13 protein-coding genes are annotated in these 16,543 nt (G+C 55.3%); 3 read left to right on the top strand and 10 right to left on the bottom strand.

Going from position 1 to position 16,543, the window contains the following annotated elements:
- Positions 1 to 29: 29 nt before the first annotated feature.
- Together ACR6JA_RS09725 and glyA are read right to left on the bottom strand one after the other, a co-directional pair.
- Positions 30 to 524, bottom strand: a complete 495-nt coding sequence (locus ACR6JA_RS09725) for a DUF2569 domain-containing protein (RefSeq protein WP_494492634.1) — start codon at positions 522 to 524, stop codon at positions 30 to 32.
- A gap of 196 nt (positions 525 to 720) precedes the next feature.
- A complete protein-coding gene (glyA, locus tag ACR6JA_RS09720; protein ID WP_038479905.1) occupies positions 721 to 1,974 on the bottom strand; it encodes a serine hydroxymethyltransferase in 1,254 nt (417 codons plus the stop codon).
- Between the two features lie 328 nt (positions 1,975 to 2,302).
- Between glyA and hmpA the strand changes: the two genes are divergently transcribed.
- Complete coding sequence (gene hmpA / locus ACR6JA_RS09715; protein ID WP_213715535.1) at positions 2,303 to 3,493, top strand: NO-inducible flavohemoprotein; 1,191 nt, start codon at positions 2,303 to 2,305, stop codon at positions 3,491 to 3,493.
- 49 nt (positions 3,494 to 3,542) lie between these two features.
- Here the strand turns inward: hmpA and glnB are convergent, their stop codons facing one another.
- The 5 genes from glnB to purL all read right to left on the bottom strand — a co-directional run bounded on the left by glnB (position 3,543) and on the right by purL (position 11,958).
- Positions 3,543 to 3,881 carry a nitrogen regulatory protein P-II gene (gene glnB, locus ACR6JA_RS09710; RefSeq protein WP_002438074.1) on the bottom strand — a complete coding sequence of 113 codons (339 nt, stop codon included), beginning with the start codon at positions 3,879 to 3,881 and terminating at the stop codon, positions 3,543 to 3,545.
- A gap of 66 nt (positions 3,882 to 3,947) precedes the next feature.
- The gene (gene glrR / locus ACR6JA_RS09705) at positions 3,948 to 5,285 is read right to left on the bottom strand and encodes a two-component system response regulator GlrR (protein WP_008459460.1); all 1,338 of its coding nucleotides are present in this window, start codon (positions 5,283 to 5,285) and stop codon (positions 3,948 to 3,950) included.
- Complete coding sequence (gene qseG / locus ACR6JA_RS09700) at positions 5,282 to 6,031, bottom strand: two-component system QseEF-associated lipoprotein QseG (protein WP_494492633.1); 750 nt, start codon at positions 6,029 to 6,031, stop codon at positions 5,282 to 5,284. Before qseG ends, glrR begins: the two co-directional genes overlap by 4 nt.
- 4 nt (positions 6,032 to 6,035) lie before the next feature.
- Entirely contained in the window at positions 6,036 to 7,472 is a 1,437-nt protein-coding gene (locus ACR6JA_RS09695) for a sensor histidine kinase (RefSeq protein WP_442892321.1), read from the bottom strand.
- Positions 7,473 to 8,070: 598 nt separating this feature from the next.
- Complete coding sequence (purL, locus tag ACR6JA_RS09690) at positions 8,071 to 11,958, bottom strand: phosphoribosylformylglycinamidine synthase (protein WP_494492632.1); 3,888 nt, start codon at positions 11,956 to 11,958, stop codon at positions 8,071 to 8,073.
- Between the two features lie 249 nt (positions 11,959 to 12,207).
- Between purL and mltF the strand changes: the two genes are divergently transcribed.
- Positions 12,208 to 13,758 carry a membrane-bound lytic murein transglycosylase MltF gene (mltF, locus tag ACR6JA_RS09685; protein WP_494492631.1) on the top strand — a complete coding sequence of 517 codons (1,551 nt, stop codon included), beginning with the start codon at positions 12,208 to 12,210 and terminating at the stop codon, positions 13,756 to 13,758.
- Here mltF and tadA read toward each other — a convergent pair.
- Complete coding sequence (gene tadA, locus ACR6JA_RS09680; protein ID WP_286175196.1) at positions 13,649 to 14,119, bottom strand: tRNA adenosine(34) deaminase TadA; 471 nt, start codon at positions 14,117 to 14,119, stop codon at positions 13,649 to 13,651. The genes mltF and tadA overlap by 110 nt on opposite strands.
- Positions 14,120 to 14,215: 96 nt before the next feature.
- Positions 14,216 to 14,854 (bottom strand): phosphatidylglycerophosphatase C, encoded by a 639-nt coding sequence (gene yfhb / locus ACR6JA_RS09675; RefSeq protein ID WP_494492630.1) that lies wholly within the window; start codon positions 14,852 to 14,854, stop codon positions 14,216 to 14,218.
- 207 nt (positions 14,855 to 15,061) lie between these two features.
- On the opposite strand from yfhb, the gene ACR6JA_RS09670 reads away from it, so the two are divergent.
- On the top strand, positions 15,062 to 15,910 hold the full coding sequence (locus ACR6JA_RS09670) for a MurR/RpiR family transcriptional regulator (RefSeq protein ID WP_494492629.1): 849 nt from the start codon (positions 15,062 to 15,064) through the stop codon (positions 15,908 to 15,910).
- Here the strand turns inward: ACR6JA_RS09670 and ACR6JA_RS09665 are convergent.
- Positions 15,907 to 16,464, bottom strand: coding sequence for a recombinase family protein (locus tag ACR6JA_RS09665; protein ID WP_494492628.1), 558 nt, complete (start codon positions 16,462 to 16,464; stop codon positions 15,907 to 15,909). The genes ACR6JA_RS09670 and ACR6JA_RS09665 overlap by 4 nt on opposite strands.
- Positions 16,465 to 16,543 lie beyond the last annotated feature (79 nt).

The raw sequence follows: 16,543 nt of genomic DNA, 5'->3' as shown, positions 1-16,543 counted from the left end.
GCGGGAGAAGGATTATCCCGCGTAAACGCTTATCGGCAAAATACCACGTTGATTCTCTTTGAGAATAAAAAGTACGGTATCCATATCACCGCCGCGACCAGGGGTGCCGACATATTGCGGATATCGTTATAGTCCATACGATACTGACCTGACCATGCTGGTAACCCCACAATATAAAGCGCTGCAGCTACACCCATCAGGTAATAGGCAATCATGACTTTTCTCACACCTTTTTTTCTTTTAAAGAAGAAATAGGTGGCAGACACGATCGTCAGTAAATCAATCGTATTCAAGGTCACTGCACCAATAGCATAAAACGTTATAGTATTCATGCGTTGGTAATAATCTATTATTGCAGTAATAAAACCATAAAGAGTTGAGCCGGATAAAAAAAGACTGAACACTATACCCGCCGCGGGTAAGTAAAGCAGACCATTAATTTTCTTCTCCTCCAGGCTTTCGCAGCTAACACACAGCCCTGATTCTTTATTTGCTACATGTTGCTGACACGCTATACATTGCATTTTTATTCCCTTGCAAAATGAAAACGCCATATTACACAGCAATGTAAAAAGAAGAACTAACAAGAGAAATAAAAAAATCCACTGCCGCCAATATCTAAATTTAATCTAGATAGCAGCATAAGCATCGAAGAATTTAACTTAATCACAAAGTAAAAAGGCTTCCCGAAGGAAGCCTTTCAATATTTCAGCTTAACAATTATGCGTAAACCGGGAAGCGAGCACAGATATCCAGCACTTTACCTTTGACGCGCTCAATAACCGCTTCGTCATTGATGTTGTCCAGAACGTCACACATCCAGCCAGCCAGTTCTTTCACTTCCGCTTCTTTAAAGCCGCGGCGAGTGACAGCCGGAGAACCGATACGAATACCGGAGGTCACGAACGGGCTCTTCGGATCGTTCGGTACGCTGTTTTTGTTCACGGTGATATTGGCACGGCCGAGGGCAGCGTCAGCTTCTTTACCGGTCAGGTTTTTATCAACCAGATCCAGCAGGAACAGGTGGTTTTCAGTCCCGCCGGAAACCACTTTGTAGCCACGGTTCAGGAACACTTCCACCATCGCTTTGGCGTTTTTCGCCACCTGCTGCTGGTAAACCTTGAACTCAGGCTCCATCGCTTCTTTCAGCGCAACGGCTTTAGCCGCGATAACGTGCATCAGCGGGCCGCCCTGTGCGCTTGGGAATACGGCAGAGTTCAGTTTTTTGTAGAGATCTTCGTCGCCGCCCTTCGCCAGGATCAGGCCACCGCGTGGACCCGCAAGGGTTTTGTGGGTGGTGGTGGTGACAACGTGAGCGTGTGGCACCGGGTTCGGGTAAACGTCTGCGGCAATCAGACCCGCAACGTGCGCCATATCAACGAACAGGTAAGCGCCGATGCTGTCTGCGATTTCGCGCATCTTAGCCCAGTCAACCACGCCGGAGTAAGCAGAGAAGCCGCCGATGATCATCTTCGGCTTGTGCTCTTTAGCCTGCTTCGCCATGTCTTCGTAGTCAATTTTACCGGACTCATCGATACCGTAAGGAATGATGTTGTACAGCTTGCCGGAGAAGTTAACCGGGGAACCGTGAGTCAGGTGGCCGCCCTGCGCCAGGTTCATGCCCAGCACGGTATCGCCCGGCTGCAGCAGCGCGGTGTATACCGCGAAGTTAGCCTGGGAACCGGAGTGTGGCTGCACGTTCGCATAGTCTGCGCCAAACAGCTCTTTTGCACGGTCGATAGCCAGCTGCTCGACGATGTCCACGTACTCACAACCGCCGTAGTAGCGCTTGCCTGGGTAACCTTCAGCATATTTGTTTGTCAGCTGAGAACCCTGAGCCTGCATCACGCGCGGGCTGGTGTAGTTTTCGGAGGCGATCAGTTCAATGTGCTCTTCCTGACGTACTTTCTCTTGCTCCATGGCCTGCCACAGTTCGGCATCATAATCGGCAATGTTCATTTCACGCTTTAACATTCGCATCTCCTGACTCAGCTAACGGTAAAAATTTTACTGCAATGAGGGGGCCCATTTGGGCGACGGGCAACAGTGTAAACCGAAACCCTTTCGGGTGATAGGGCTTGACAGAGGTTTTTACGCAAACGATTACCCAGGCATGAAATAAGGATTCCATGCAATAAAGTCCGCATCTTTTTGCCGGATATTTCTTCATCAATACTATGCGTATTTTTCACGTTCTGTGAGCTCAGTCGTTAACAACGATAACCCATTTACAACATAAGGCCATTTCTATAAGATGCATTTAAAATGCAATTTATACATTACGCTGTTTATGGAGACCGCCATGCTAGACGCACAAACCATCGCCGTTGTTAAGTCGACCATCCCTCTGCTGGCCGCGACCGGGCCTAAACTTACCGCCCACTTTTATGAGCGCATGTTCAGCCACAACCCTGAGCTGAAAGAGATCTTTAACATGAGCAACCAGCGCAACGGTGACCAGCGTGAAGCGCTGTTCAACGCCATTTGCGCCTATGCTTCCAACATCGAAAATCTGGCCGCCCTGCTGCCAGCGGTAGAGAAAATCGCCCAGAAACACACTACCTTCCAGATTAAACCGGAGCAGTACAACATTGTGGGCAGCCATCTGCTGGCCACGTTAGACGAGCTGTTCAGCCCGGGGCAGGAAGTGCTGGACGCCTGGGGAAAAGCCTACGGCGTTCTGGCGCAGGTCTTTATTAACCGTGAATCAGAAATTTACCAGGATAACGCCGCTAAGCAGGGTGGCTGGGAAGGCACGCGTCCCTTCACTATCGTAGAGAAAAAAGAGCAAAGTTCACTGATCACCAGCTTCGAACTTGCCCCGTTAGACGGCGGCCCGGTGGCAGATTATCAGCCGGGGCAATACCTCGGCGTCTGGCTGAAACCTGTTGGTTTCCCGCATCAGGAAATTCGTCAGTATTCTTTGACCCGCCAGCCGAACGGGAGAAGTTACCGCATTGCCGTAAAGCGTGAAGAGAAAGGTATGGTCTCAAACTGGCTGCACAATCATGCTCAGGCGGGGGATCGGGTGCATCTGGCTTCACCGGCAGGCGACTTCTTTATGGACGTCAACTCCGACACGCCGGTAACGCTGATTTCCGCAGGCGTCGGCCAGACGCCGATGCTATCGATGCTGGACACGCTAGCGAACGGCGGCCATCAGGCACAGGTCAACTGGCTGCACGCCGCCGAGCACGGGGATGTGCATGCGTTTAGCGAAGAAGTGGCAGGGCTTGGCGCTCAGTTGCCGAAATTTGAAAGCCACGTCTGGTACCGTGAACCCTCCGCAGAGGATCGTGCTCAGGCGCGCTTTGACCGTGAAGGACTGATGAATCTGCTGGAAATCGAAGGGAAGTTAAGCGATCCGGCGATGCAGTTCTATCTCTGCGGCCCGATCAGCTTTATGCGTTTTGTGGCGGAACAGCTGGTGAAGATTGGCGTGAATAAAGACAGCATTCACTATGAGTGCTTTGGCCCGCACAAGGTGATGTAGTTTAGTAAGACTGCCCCTCGCCCTTCCAGGGTGAGGGGCAAAATCTAAATCAAATCGCCGCGTCGTCTTCTTCGCCGGTACGAATACGCACCACGCGCGCCACATCAAACACGAAAATCTTACCGTCACCGATCTTGCCGGTCTGGGCCGTGCGGATAATGGTGTCCACGCAGGTATCAACGATATCGTCGGTCACCACAATTTCAATTTTTACTTTTGGCAGAAAGTCCACCATGTACTCGGCACCGCGGTACAGCTCGGTATGCCCTTTCTGACGGCCAAAACCTTTGACTTCCGTCACCGTCATGCCGGTAATGCCCACTTCAGCCAGCGCTTCGCGCACATCATCCAGTTTGAAAGGTTTAATAATCGCATCAATTTTTTTCATGGTATTACCGGTGTCCCCGCGCGGCGTTTTGTACTGTTAGTAATCGGTTGCTCACACTACCACAGCCTACTCTTTAAAGTCATTGGCCTCGAGTTCATGCCTGGCCAGTAATTTATAGAATTCGGTTCGGTTACGCCCCGCCATGCGTGCGGCATGGGTGACATTTCCTTTGGTAATTTGCAGCAGCTTACGCAGATAGTTTAGTTCGAACTGGTTACGGGCTTCGACAAATGTCGGCAAGGCGGTGTTTTCGCCTTCCAGCGCCTGCTCCACCAGCGCTTCGCCAATCACCGGGGCTGAGGTCAGCGCCACGCACTGCTCAATCACGTTCACTAGCTGACGTACGTTGCCCGGCCAGCTTGCGGTCATCAACCGCTTCATTGCGTCGGTGGAGAAACTCCGAACGAAAGGTTTGTGCCTGTCGGCGGACTGGCGTAACAAATGATTCGCCAGCAGCGGAATATCTTCGGCACGTTCATGCAACGCAGGAATTTTCAGGTTCACAACGTTGAGGCGGTAGAAGAGGTCTTCACGAAACTCCCCGCGCTCCATGGCTTTCGGCAAGTCCCGGTGCGTGGCGGAGATAATCCGCACGTCGATGTCCAGATCGCGATTACTGCCCAGCGGGCGAACTTTTCGCTCCTGCAAAACGCGCAACAGCTTAACCTGCAGCGGGATAGGCATATCGCCGATCTCATCCAGAAATAGCGTTCCACCTTCTGCCGCCTGGAACAGGCCTTCGCGGCTGCTAACCGCGCCGGTAAAGGCCCCGCGAGCGTGGCCGAACAGCTCTGACTCAAGCAACTGTTCAGGCAGCGCGCCACAGTTGATAGCGATAAACGCTTTTTTGCTGCGCGGGCTGGCGTTGTGTATCGCCTGGGCCAGAATCTCTTTCCCGGTGCCGCTTTGGCCGTTAATCAACACGCTGACGTCCGACTGCGCCACCATGCGCGCCTGCTCGAGCAAACGCTGCATAATCGGGCTGCGGGTCACAATGGTGTCGCGCCACATGTCATCGCCAGCGATGACGGTATGCTCAAGCGCGTTGTCGATGGCCTGATAAAGTGCGTCTCTGTCCACCGGTTTGGTGAGGAAGCTGAATACACCCTGCTGGGTCGCAGCCACCGCGTCAGGAATAGAACCGTGCGCAGTCAGGATGATCACCGGCATCCCCGGCTGGCCTTTTTGGATCTCCGCGAACAGCGCCATGCCGTCCATTTCGTCCATCCTGAGATCGCTTATCACCAGGTCGATTTTTTCCCGTGCCAAGACTTTCAGCCCCTCAGCCCCGCTTTCAGCCGTGGTGACCGTATAGCCCTCGCTCGACAGGCGCATTCCCAGCAGCTTTAACAGGCCGGGATCATCATCCACTAACAGTAAGCGCGCGGGTTTCCTTTGCGTCATGGTTTTGCCTCCGGCTGCGATTTGTTTGAAGCGCCGCTATCGTCGTCGTCATTGTCATCAGTGCTGTGCGTGCCGGGCACCAGATTGCTTCCCGGCTTGCGGCTGGAAAGCTGACGCTCAATGTCGGTCAGATTTTCCAGCTTGCGCGTAGTGAGATCGAGCTGGCTGCGAAGGCGCTGCTGCTGCTCCCGCAGCGTATCCAGCTCGCCGTCGCTTGACTGCTGCAGCTTGCTGTAGCGCGTGCGCTCATCCGAGAGTTTAAGCTGAGACTGTTGCCCGTCGCGCCAAATCTCAAACAGAGAACGTACCTGCACAGGCACTTCGCTGGTCATGGTCTCGAGCTGGGTCATGTAGCGGCGGCGCTCGGTCGGGGTAATTTTAGCCGTAGACAGCAAAATGCCGCGCTTAAACGTGTCCTGCCAGGTTTCTGCTGGCCACTGGCGAGCTTCCGCGCGGGCTTCTGCCGGTGACAGGCGCTGGGCGCAATCCATACCGCGAAGCCAGTAAAGCGGGTTACTGCTGACGTCATGCCCCGTGAGATCCCATATTTCGGTGCAGTCCGTGGACAGGTAATCTGGGATTTGTTGTTCTGGAATATGCAGTTTGTGGGCCTCATCCAGGCTGCTGGACACGCTTGCGGGGGCGCATCCTGTCAACAGCGTCGCGCCAACCAGCGCCCCAGATACCCAGCAAATCAGGCGAGTCAAAGACCCGCGGCGCGGTTCACGCAATAAAAGTACTTTCATCGTTTTAGTCATTCTCAGGGAAAACCGGTAATTCGATACGGAAGCACACTTCCGCGCTGTTAGCGTTGATCAGGCTAAGTTTTCCGTGCATACGTCGAATGCAATCCCTGGCGATACTTAACCCCAGCCCACTTCCCTTTACGGAGCCCTTCCGCTGGTGGCTACCCTGGAAGAAAGGCTCAAAAATCATCTCTTGTTCCGTGGCCGGAATCGGCTCGCCGGTATTAGCGACCTCAATGTACAGTATCGCGCCCACCTGCAAACTCCGGAGATAAATGGTACCGGATTCACTGCCATAGTGCACCGCATTGGAGTAGAGATTATCCAGTACGCTCATCAGCAGCGTCGCCTCTGCGAGGCAGGCTTTTGGGCTCAATTGAATGTCGGTATGCATCATTTTAGCCCTCGCCGGCAGACTGTGGGCAGAGATAACCATCTCCACAATCGGGGCCAGTTCGACCCTTTCCAGCGTTACCGTTCCATCCGCCAGCTTGCGGTTATAGTCCAGCAGTTGTTCAATCAGCTTTTGCAGGTGGCGGCTGCTGTTGTCCAGGATGGCGACGACCTCTTTCTGGTCGGCATTGAGCGGCCCGGCAACCTGGTCAGCAAGCAGTTCAGTCCCCTCTCTCATACTGGCGAGCGGCGTTTTTAATTCATGGGAAAGATGGCGGAGGAACTCGTGGCGCTGGGATTCAAGCCAGGACAGGCGTTCGCTTAGCCAGACAATGCGCTGCCCAACGGAACGCAGCTCACGCGGCCCTTTAAAGACCTCGCTGTTGCCGAGCGAACGCCCTTCCCCCAGCCGGTTAATCATCCGTTCGATGCCTTTAACCGGGCCGATAATCATGCGGGTGAAGATGATGACCAGCCCCAGGCTGAGCAGAAACAGCACCAAGGCCTGCCAGCCGAAGAACTGGCCTCGCTCAGCAATTTCCTGCTGCAGCTGCTGTCCACGAGAGAACACCACCGCCCGCGTGGCCTGCACCATTTCTGCATTGGTTGAGGCGAATTGTTCCAGTTGGTTTGCCGCAGGCGCTTCCGGCCCGCTGTTTTTACATTTGAGTTCAGCCAGATCGCTCAAAGACTGGCTGAGCGATTGGTAGAGTTTCGGGTCGGGTAATACTGAGGCGTGGGCTTCAAGCATTTGAGCATAGCGCTGACGCTGCCCCTGATACAGCTGGGCAAGGCGTGAGTCATCGAGCACGCAATATTGACGGTAGCTCCGCTCCATTTCTAGCGCGACATTAGTCATCGCTTCACTGCGGCGGGCATCGGTCAACGTGGTGCGGTTGGTCAACGCGGCCTGAGCGCTCAGGGCGTTAAGGCTTTGCCACGCCTGCCACGCAAGCACCAGCAGCGGTACGAGCACCAATAAAAAGGCCATCATGACAAGCTGGCGCAAAGATCGAGGGAAAAAATGCCACTGGTTCAATAGCTTCATCTCACATTACCTGTATGACACGATGCTAGCCGCGATTGCGCGTGGTGGAAAGGTGCGATTCCCGGAAACAACAAAGGCAGGGTCAAAAACCCTGCCTTTGTTTAGGAATTAGGCGGCGCCTTACTCAACGTTTCGCCCGGAGCATGATAAGCCGAAAGGCATTTATCAAAAATCGGACGGCAGGCACCTTTTTGTGCGTCATTCGGCGGTTTATGTAGTCTGTCTGAAAAGACGCTGACATAAGAGATTGAATGAGCCACTGGGTGTTATTAAGCAGATATCATGCCAACTTTGCAAAAATAAATTTAACACATTGTTTTAAATGTGATTATTAAGGAAAACAGGAAGATATATTGTGCGTATTTTTTGTTCTCTATGTCGCCATTTCACAACACTCTTAAACCTGCTCAATCACATCATTAAAAATCAATGAGTTAAATGTCTCTTTTTGGCGACATTTTAAAGGTGGAGGTGTCGGGGTTTAGTGACAAAAAAGCCCCTCACCCTGGCCTCTCCCCAAAGGGAAGAGGCCACTGGATCGGAGCCTGTCTGCTGTTTTCCCCTCTCCCTTTTAGGGAGAGGGTCGGGGTGAGGGTAATCAGCCCAATTGCTTACGTGCGTTGCGGAAAATACGCATCCACGGGCTGTCTTCGCCCCACTCTGCCGGGTGCCAGGAATTACTCACGGTACGGAACACGCGCTCAGGGTGCGGCATCATGATGGTCACGCGCCCGCTTTCGTTGCTCACCGCGGTGATGCCGTTCGGCGAACCGTTCGGGTTAGCCGGGTAGGTTTCGGTCACGTTCGCGAAGTTATCCACGAAGCGCAGCGCCACCAGCCCTTTGCTTTCAAGCGCGGCGAGATGAGCGGCATCACGCACTTCCACACGACCTTCGCCGTGAGAAACCGCGATAGGCATATGGGAACCGGCCATGCCCTGCAACAGCAGCGACGGGCTCGAGGTCACTTCAACCAGGCTGAAGCGCGCTTCAAAGCGATCGGACTGGTTACGCACGAAGCGCGGCCACAAATCACTGCCTGGGATCAGCTCACGCAGGTTAGACATCATCTGGCAGCCATTACAAACGCCAAGCGCCAACGTTTCCGGGCGATGGAAGAAGGTTTCAAACTCATCGCGCACGCGAGCGTTGAACAGGATGGACTTCGCCCAACCTTCACCCGCGCCCAGCACGTCACCATAAGAGAAGCCGCCGCACGCCACCAGCGTGTGGAAGCTTTCCAGCCCGGTACGGCCCGCCAGCAGGTCGCTCATATGCACGTCGATGGCGTCAAAGCCCGCACGGTGGAAGGCGGCCGCCATCTCAACGTGGGAGTTAACGCCCTGCTCGCGCAGGATGGCCACTTTAGGACGCGCGCCCGTCGCGATAAACGGCGCAGCAATATCTTCTTTGATATCGAAGCTCAGATTCACGTTCAGGCCAGGATCGTTATCGTTCGCCTTGGCGTTGTGCTCTTCATCCGCGCAGTCTGGGTTGTCACGCAGACGCTGCATCTGCCAGGTGGTTTCTGCCCACCACATACGTAGCGTGGTGCGGCTTTCGCTGAACACAGCGTGCCCGTCAGCGCTAATAGTGAAGCGGTCGCCTTCGACAGCTTTACCGAGGTAATGCACGCAGTCAGCCAGGCCATGCTTAGCCAGCAGCGCCTCAACGGCTGCGCGATCCTCAGCGCGAACCTGGATCACGCCACCCAGCTCTTCGTTAAACAATGCGGCCAGGCGATCGTTACCGAGACCAGCGATATCAACCTCAACGCCGCAGTGGCCGGTAAAGGCCATTTCCGCCAGGGTCACCAGCAGCCCACCGTCGGAACGGTCGTGCCAGGCCAGCAGTTTGCGATCCGCCACCAGTGTCTGCATTGCGTCCCAGAAACCTTTCAGTTGCTCAACGCTGCGAACGTCCGCAGGCTTGTCGCCCAGTTGACGGTAAACCTGGGACAGCGCGGTCGCGCCCAGCGCGTTATGGCCTTTGCCTAAATCGATCAGCAGCAGGGCGTTGTCTTCGGTGCTCAGCTGCGGCGTCACGGTGCCACGCACGTCTTCCACGCGGGCAAACGCGGTGATCACCAGCGACAACGGAGAGGTCATCTCGCGCTGCTCGTTACCTTCCTGCCAGCGGGTTTTCATCGACATGGAGTCTTTACCCACCGGGATAGTGATCCCGAGAGCCGGGCAAAGTTCTTCACCAACGGCCTTCACCGCTTCATACAGGCCGGCGTCTTCGCCAGGGTGACCGGCTGCGGCCATCCAGTTTGCGGAGAGTTTAATGCGCTTCAGGGAGCCAATTTGGGTCGCGGCGATGTTCGTTAAGGCTTCGCCCACGGCCAGGCGACCGGATGCCGCGAAGTCCAGCAGGGCCACTGGCGCACGTTCACCGATAGACATCGCTTCACCGTAGTAGCTGTCCAGGCTGGCGGTAGTCACCGCGCAGTTGGCGACTGGGATCTGCCACGGGCCAACCATCTGATCGCGGGACACCATGCCGGTTACCGTGCGGTCGCCGATGGTCACGAGGAAGGTTTTTTCAGCCACGGTCGGCAAGTGCAGAACGCGTTTCACCGCATCGGCAATAGCAATTTCGCTGCTGTTGAAGGCATCGCCTTTGGCTTTCAGCGTCTCAACGTTACGCTCCATCTTCGGCGTTTTGCCCAGCAGCACGTCCAGCGGCATGTCGATAGGCTGGTTATCAAAGTGGCTGTCGTTGAGCGTCAGGTGCTGTTCGGTGGTGGCTTCACCGATCACCGCATACGGCGCGCGCTCGCGGCGGCAAAGTTCATCAAACAGCGGCAGCTGCTCTGGCGCAACGGCCAGCACATAGCGCTCCTGAGATTCGTTACACCAGACTTCGAGCGGGCTCATGCCAGGTTCGTCGTTAAGAATATCGCGCAGCTCGAAGCGGCCACCGCGTCCGCCATCGCTGACCAGTTCAGGCATGGCGTTAGACAGGCCACCCGCGCCAACGTCGTGGATAAACAGGATTGGGTTGTCGTCGCCCATCTGCCAGCAGCGGTCGATCACTTCCTGGCAGCGGCGTTCCATTTCAGGGTTGTCACGCTGCACGGAAGCAAAATCTAAATCCGCATCAGACTGGCCGGAAGCCATTGACGAAGCCGCCCCGCCGCCCAGGCCGATGTTCATTGCCGGGCCGCCCAGCACAATCAGCTTCGCGCCGGGGGTGATTTCGCCCTTCTGGACGTGGTCGGCGCGGATGTTGCCGATCCCGCCCGCGAGCATGATAGGTTTGTGGTAACCGCGCAGCTCCACGCCGTTGTGGCTGTTCACCTGCTCTTCATAGGTACGGAAGTAGCCGGTCAGCGCCGGACGGCCAAATTCGTTGTTAAACGCTGCCCCGCCCAGAGGGCCTTCGGTCATGATATCCAGCGCGGTAACGATGCGGTCTGGCTTGCCGAAATCTTGCTCCCATGGCTGTTCAAAGCCCGGAATACGCAGGTTAGACACGGAGAAGCCCACCAGGCCTGCTTTTGGCTTCGCGCCACGCCCGGTCGCGCCTTCGTCGCGGATTTCACCGCCTGAGCCGGTTGCCGCGCCCGGCCACGGAGAGATTGCGGTCGGGTGATTGTGGGTTTCAACCTTCATCAGGATATGCGCGTCTTCCTGGTGGAAGTCATAGCGCCCTGCTTCACGGTCGGCGAAGAAGCGGCCGACGGCGGAACCTTCCATCACCGCCGCGTTGTCTTTATAGGCAGACAGCACGTAATCCGGCGTTTTCTCGAAGGTGTTTTTGATCATTTTGAACAGCGACTTCGGCTGCTTCTGCCCGTCAATAATCCAGTCGGCGTTAAAGATCTTATGACGGCAGTGCTCGGAGTTCGCCTGAGCAAACATATACAGTTCAATGTCGTTCGGGTTGCGGCCAAGTTTGTTGAACGCATCCTGCAGGTAGTCGATTTCGTCTTCCGCCAGCGCAAGGCCAAGGCGAATATTCGCTTCCACCAGCGCATCACGCCCTTTCCCGAGCAGATCAACGCTCTGCACCGGGGCCGGTTGCTGCTGGGTAAACAGCTGATGTGCATCGTTCAGAGAGGTAAACACGCTCTCCATCATGCGGTCGTGCAGCAGAGCGGCAACGTCCTGCAACTGCTCAGCGGTCAGCGTGCTGCCGGTAACATACCAGGCCACACCGCGCTCAAGGCGTTTAATCTGCGGCAGGTCACAGTTGTGGGCGATATCGGTAGCTTTTGAAGACCAGGGGGAGATGGTGCCAGGGCGCGGAGTCACCAACAGCAGGGAGCCTTCCGGTGCATGCTCTGCGAGGGTTGGACCATATTTCAACAGCCGCTGCAGGCGGGCAAGCTCGTCAGCGTTCAGCGGCGCTTCAAGGTCGGCAAAATGAACATACTCGGCATAAATATCGCTTACCGGGAGGTGAGCATCGTTGAAACGGGCCAGGAGTTTGTTAATACGAAATGCCGAAAGAGCAGGCGAACCACGCAGAATTTCCATCATTAAAGATCTCTCGTCTTCAGGGCGAAGGGGGGGAAAACGGGCGTCATTATAGAGAATCCTCCGCCTCGACGAAACCGTTTGCGTAGAAATAACAGCAGAAGTTTTTATTGCACGAAAAGTAAACGATATATTCTTAAAAGTTGCTTACTGGCGTTTTCTTACGCAAAATGCGCCTCATTCACTCACGGGGTTCAGACAAATCATGGTTATTGTTGGCTAAGGCTCATCCTGCTGCAGAATGTTATCTATTTGAAAAGAATAAATATTAATTATCTGCTTATCGGTATCGTCACCTTGTTGCTGGCAGTGGCTTTATGGCCCTCCATTCCAGGTTTCAATCAGGCCGAAAACCGTATCGCCGCGATCAAAGCGCGGGGGGTTTTGCGCGTCAGTACCATTTCATCGCCGCTGACCTGGACGATGATTAACGGCAAGGCAACGGGCCTCGATTACGAACTTGCAAAACAGTTTGCAGACTACCTGGGCGTGAAGCTGTTAGTGGTCGTGCGGCCAAACATTAACGCGCTGTTTGATGACCTGGATAACGACAACGCCGACCTGCTCGCCGCCGGCCTGGTGTATAACTCTCGCCGCAGCAGCGACTACCAGGCGGGCCCAACTTATTATTCCGTTTCGCAGCAGATGGTCTATCGTGTGGGTAGCCCGCGCCCCAAATCTCTCGGCGGCGTCAAGCCATCGCAGCTGGTGCTCTCTTCTGGCCAGGCGGTGGTGAGCGACCTGCAAAAGCTCAAAGACGCTCAGTACCCTGAGCTGAGCTGGAATATTGACACCAAACAAACCAGCAACCAGCTCCTGCAGCAGGTGGTTGATGGCAATATCGCGTTTACCATCTCAGACTCCATCGCCATCAGCCTTTTCCAGCGCGTGCATCCTCAACTGGCCGTTGCGCTGGACGTCACCGATGAACAACCGGTCACCTGGTTTTCTAAACGCGATGGCGACGACAGCATGAGCGCCGCGCTGCTCGATTTCTATAATAAGATCAGCAGCGACGGCACGCTGGCGAGGGTTGAGGAGAAATACCTGGGCCATATTGGCGATTTTGATTATGTCGATACCCGAACCTTCCTGAACGCGGTGGATGCCGTTTTGCCGGAACTCCAGCCGCTGTTTGAAAAGTACTCCGACGATATTGACTGGCCGCTGCTGGCTGCAATTTCCTATCAGGAATCCCACTGGGATACTCACGCGACTTCGCCGACGGGCGTGCGCGGGTTAATGATGCTGACAAAAAATACGGCCCAAAGCCTCGGTATCATCGACAGGCTGGACGCAGAACAGAGCATCAGCGGCGGCAGCCGGTATCTGAAAGATATGATGAGCAAGGTCCCGGCCACGGTACCGGAGTACGAGCGTATCTGGTTCGCGCTGGCGGCCTATAACATGGGCTATGCCCACATGCTGGATGCCCGTCAGCTAACGGCCAAACAGAAAGGCAACCCTGACAGCTGGGCAGATGTAAAAACACGCCTGCCGCTGCTGAGCCTGAAGCCTTATTACAGCAAAACAACCTATGGATATGCTCGTGGACACGAGGCTTACGCGTATGTAGAAAACATCCGCAAGTATCAGCTAAGTCTGGAAGGGTATTTGCAGGAGAAACAGAAGAAGGCGATCCAGGCTGATAAATTTGCCGAGGCTTACCCTGCGGTTGCCCCGGTGGAGCTGACTAGTCCGTCTTACGGGCCTTTTCCTTTAGGGCCTTTTTCTCCAGGCGACGAGCGCGAAAAAAATCGCTCAGCATGGCTGAGCACTCTGTCGCGAGCACCCCTTCACTGACCTGCACCTGATGGTTCATGCCGGGGTGGCCGAGCACGTCCATCAGCGAGCCTATCGCTCCGGTTTTAGCGTCACGCGCCCCAAACACTAAATGGCCAATGCGGCTATGCACCATCGCCCCCGCGCACATGACGCAAGGTTCGAGCGTGACATAGAGCGTGGTATCAAGCAGACGGTAATTTTGCAGTACCAACCCGCCCTGACGCAGCGCCATGATCTCCGCGTGAGCCGTAGGATCGTGGCGACCTATCGGGCGATTCCAGCCTTCACCTATGACCTGATTATTGTGTACCAGCACCGCACCGACGGGCACTTCGCCTTCATCCCAGGCTCGTTGAGCGAGGGTCAGGGCGTGGCGCATCCAGTGTTCATGGGTAAATTCTGTGTCTGACACAATGCTCTCCGCGGCAAAAGTGGGCGGCGCATTATACACACCGCTTAACGGATTCAAAACGCCTCACTCAAGCTGCTGCAGTTCCCCTTGAGGCGTGACGCGCCAGCGGTGCTCGCAGAAATAGAGTAAGGGATTATCCTGATGGCTGTCGCTGTAGCCGCTGTAAAGCCGCAGCGGCGCGCCAAGATGCTGCTCCAGCTGAACCACTTTCTCATGGCCCAGACAGCGCAGGGTCAATATCCAGCCGCCGTGAGCCCGTGCAATCTGGCTGGCAATCACTTTGACCTCCGGCAGCCACGGCGTATCAAAATAGACTTTTTCCACCAGCGGCTGCGGCGAGCCGGTAATCAACCAGACGTCGGCATCCGGGCTGTGCAGATAATCCGTGAGGCGCTGCTGGACGACGGGAAATGCCCTCACCTTCTGCCGGAACCAGGCGACAAACTCGCTTTGTAGCCGCTGAAGCCGGGCCTCGCTGCGCCCAAACGTGATGCCCCATAACAGCAGGCTCATCGGCTGGCGGGCCGCGCTGCCTTTGATCAGCATCATGCCGCCAATCAGCGGCAGCAAGATAATAACCAACGGTACGTTCAACGGCAGGCGGCGCAGGAGATACAACAGAAAGCTGCCGAACATGTCCTGCTGATGCAGGGTGCCATCCAGGTCAAAAAAGACGACGCGGCGCGGGTGATGAGGTGTCAATTCAGGCTCCTTTTGGACTCGCGTTCACGAAACAACGCCAGCTAAAGCCTAACAGATAGCCCCGCGATTTTCCGCGCGCCTTACTGGCTGGCAGGTTGAACACAACAGAATATTTAATTCGGCAACATTGCTCTATAATGGAATTTATAATTCGCTCAAATGCTTACCAGAGCAAGTCGTTATCAGAAGTGCCGCCCCGGAGGTGAAATGAACTGTTTACTGCGCATTCGAAGCCGTTACGCCATGCTGGCCCAGAGTGACCGCAAGCTGGCCGACTTTTTGCTCGCTGAGCCCGATCGCGCACGCCACCTCAGTTCACAGCAGCTGGCGGAAGAAGCCGGTGTCAGCCAGTCCAGCGTCGTAAAATTCGCGCAGAAACTGGGGTTCAAGGGCTTCCCGGCAATGAAACTGGCGATCAGCGAAGCGCTGGCGAGCGGTCAAAATCCTAACTCTGTCCCGGTTCACAACCAAATTTTAGGTGACGATCCGCTGAGGCTTGTTGGGGAAAAATTGATTAAAGAGAATATCGCGGCGATGCACGCCACGCTGGATATTAATGCGGAAGATAAATTACTGGCGAGCGTTTCGCTGCTGCGGAATGCGCGACGCGTGCTGCTCGTGGGAATAGGCGCCTCTGGCCTTGTGGCGAAGAATTTCTCGTGGAAGTTAATGAAGATTGGTATTCACGCCGTTGCCGAGCAGGATATGCATGCCCTGCTGGCAACCGTGCAGGCGATGACGCCGGAAGACGTGCTGCTTGCTGTTTCTTACTCGGGCGAGCGCCGTGAGATCAATCTGGCCGCCGATGAAGCGCTGAACGCCGGGGCGAAAATCCTCGCCATTACCGGCTTCACGCCTAACGCCCTGCAGCAGCGCGCCAGCCTATGCCTGTATACCATCGCGGAAGAACAGGCCACGCGCAGCGCCGCAATTTCCTCCACCAGCGCCCAAATGATGTTGACCGACCTGTTATTTATGGCCCTGGTTCAACAGGACCTGGAAAACGCGCCGGAGCGGATCCGACAGAGCGAGGCGCTGGTGAAGAAGCTGGTTTAGGGTTTCGCATTTGCAGGAAATTTTTTATACAGCGTAGAAATACCGACATCATAAATAATCGCCACCTGCTGCCTTGTTTCTCCGGCAGCAATTAACCTCCCGACCTGCGCCCATTGCGTGGCCGACAGCTTAGGCCGCCGCCCGCCAATTCGCCCTTCCGTTCTAGCCGCCGCCAGCCCAGCGCGGGTTCTTTCGACGATAAGTTCACGTTCCATCTCAGCTAACGCGCCCATCACGTGAAAGAAAAACCGCCCCATTGGCGTGGAGGTATCAATGCTATCCGTCAGGCTACGGAAGTTAATCCCGCGCGAACGCAACTCTTCAATCAGCGAAACAAGGTGCCGCATGCTGCGCCCCAACCGATCCAGCTTCCAGACGACCAACGTGTCGCCTTCACTGAGCATTCTGAGCACCTTTTTTAACCCCGGCCTGTCCGCCGTTTTACCGCTGATTTTATCCTCAAAAATTAGCTCACATCCTGCGCACTCCAGCGCATTTTTCTGTAGCGCGGTGTTTTGGTCATTTGTTGACACCCTGACATAGCCTATCAGCATGACGTTTTGCCTCATAAAAGGCTGAGAGCATGCCACGGCGCGGCAGGATGTGCATTTTCTTAAAGGTTGGTTTGGGGGA

The sequence above is a fragment of the Cedecea sp. B1(4) genome (genome assembly GCF_059414925.1).
This window is presented reverse-complemented; position numbering and strand designations above follow the sequence as displayed.